This window comes from Streptomyces sp. C (genome assembly GCF_000158895.1).
Taxonomy (GTDB): domain Bacteria; phylum Actinomycetota; class Actinomycetes; order Streptomycetales; family Streptomycetaceae; genus Streptomyces; species Streptomyces racemochromogenes.
The window spans coordinates 5802362-5803743 of the sequence record NZ_GG657750.1 but is presented as its reverse complement, the minus strand read 5'-3'; the positions used below and the strand labels follow the sequence as shown (position 1 = coordinate 5803743).

Here is a 1382-nt window from a genome sequence, read left to right as displayed (position 1 = left end):
CCCCCGCCCCCGCCGACCCGGACGCAGGGCGGGAGGGGCCCGGGGCCGCAGGGCCGGGGGTCACGCCTTGGAGGTGGCCACCTCCACCCGGGCGGAGCCGGAGCGCGGCCCGGCCCGGCAGGGCGGTGGCGGTCAGCGCCAGCAGCCCGGCCGCGCCGACCACCACCGCGTACACCAGCGGCAGCACCGCCGGCGCGGCCGCCCCCGTCATGCCCACGCTGAACGCGGTCAGCACCGCCAGCGAGATCCCCGACCCGAGCACCGCCCCGATCAGCAGCACGGCCAGGGTCTCCGTGCGCAGCATCCGCAGCACCTGCCGCCGCTTCGCCCCGGCCAGCCGCAGCATCGCGAACTCCCGGAACCGCTCGGCGGTGGACATCGCCAAGGTGTTGACGACCGCGATGGCGGTGAAGGCCAGCACCAGGCCCATGGCCAGCAGGTTGATCTCGGCCCCGGCCGCCTGCCGTTCGGCCCGGGCCGCGTCGGCCTGCGCCGCGGACAGTACCGCGAGCCCGGGGGCTGCCAGCCGCTCCCGGCCGACCGAGGGCTCCGCCGCGACGAGGACACTGCCGGCGAGGGGGTTGTCCACGTGCGCGGCCACCAGTCCGTGCGGCAGCGTCAGGTCGCCGAAGCCCAGGCCCCGCCCGTACACGGCGGACACCGTCAGCGTCACCGGGGTCCCGTCGCCCAGCGTCAGCTTGAGCGGGCTGCCGGGCTTCAGCCCCAGCTGGTCGGCGGCGAGTTCGCTGACGGCGGCGCTGTTCTCGCCGAAGCCGTCCAGGCTGCCGCGGGTGACCTGCGGGTCCCAGGTGCGGGTCAGGCCGGCCGGGGTGACGCCCTGGGCCGCGTACTTGGTCAGGCCGACCCGTACCGAGGTGTGCACGATCTCGGTGGCGGCGGTGACGCCCGGAGTGCGGCGGATCCGCTCGGCGGTGGCGGGGCTCACACCGGGGCCCTGCGCGGTGACGACCCACTGGGCGCGGACCCCTTCGCGGGCCTGTGCCCGGGCCGCGTCGCCGAGGGTGGGGGTGACGAAGAGCACGGTGCAGGTCATGCCGATGAGGAGGGTGAGCGGGGTGACGGCGGAGGCCATGCGGGTGGCGTTGCCCCGCAGGTTCGCGGTGGCCAGCCGGCCGCCGGGGCCGGCCAGCCGCAGCGGGCCGGCGAGCAGGGCGGTCGCGAGCCGGACGAGGAGCGGGCCGAGCAGCGACACCGCGCCGGCGAGCACCACGACGGCCAGGAAGGTCACCGGGGTGGAGGCGGGTTCGGTGCGCAGCGAGCCGAGGACGACGACCAGCACCGCTCCTCCGGCCAGCAGGAGCAGGCCTGCCAGGGTCCGGATCCAGGAGGGGCGGGGCCGTTCGACGGCGGCTTCGGCCAGT

1 protein-coding gene is annotated in these 1382 nt (G+C 77.1%); it reads right to left on the bottom strand.

The features are described 5' to 3' along the window. A partial coding sequence (locus SSNG_RS26305) for an ABC transporter permease (RefSeq protein WP_129593395.1) occupies positions 1-1382 on the bottom strand: 1382 nt, incomplete at both ends.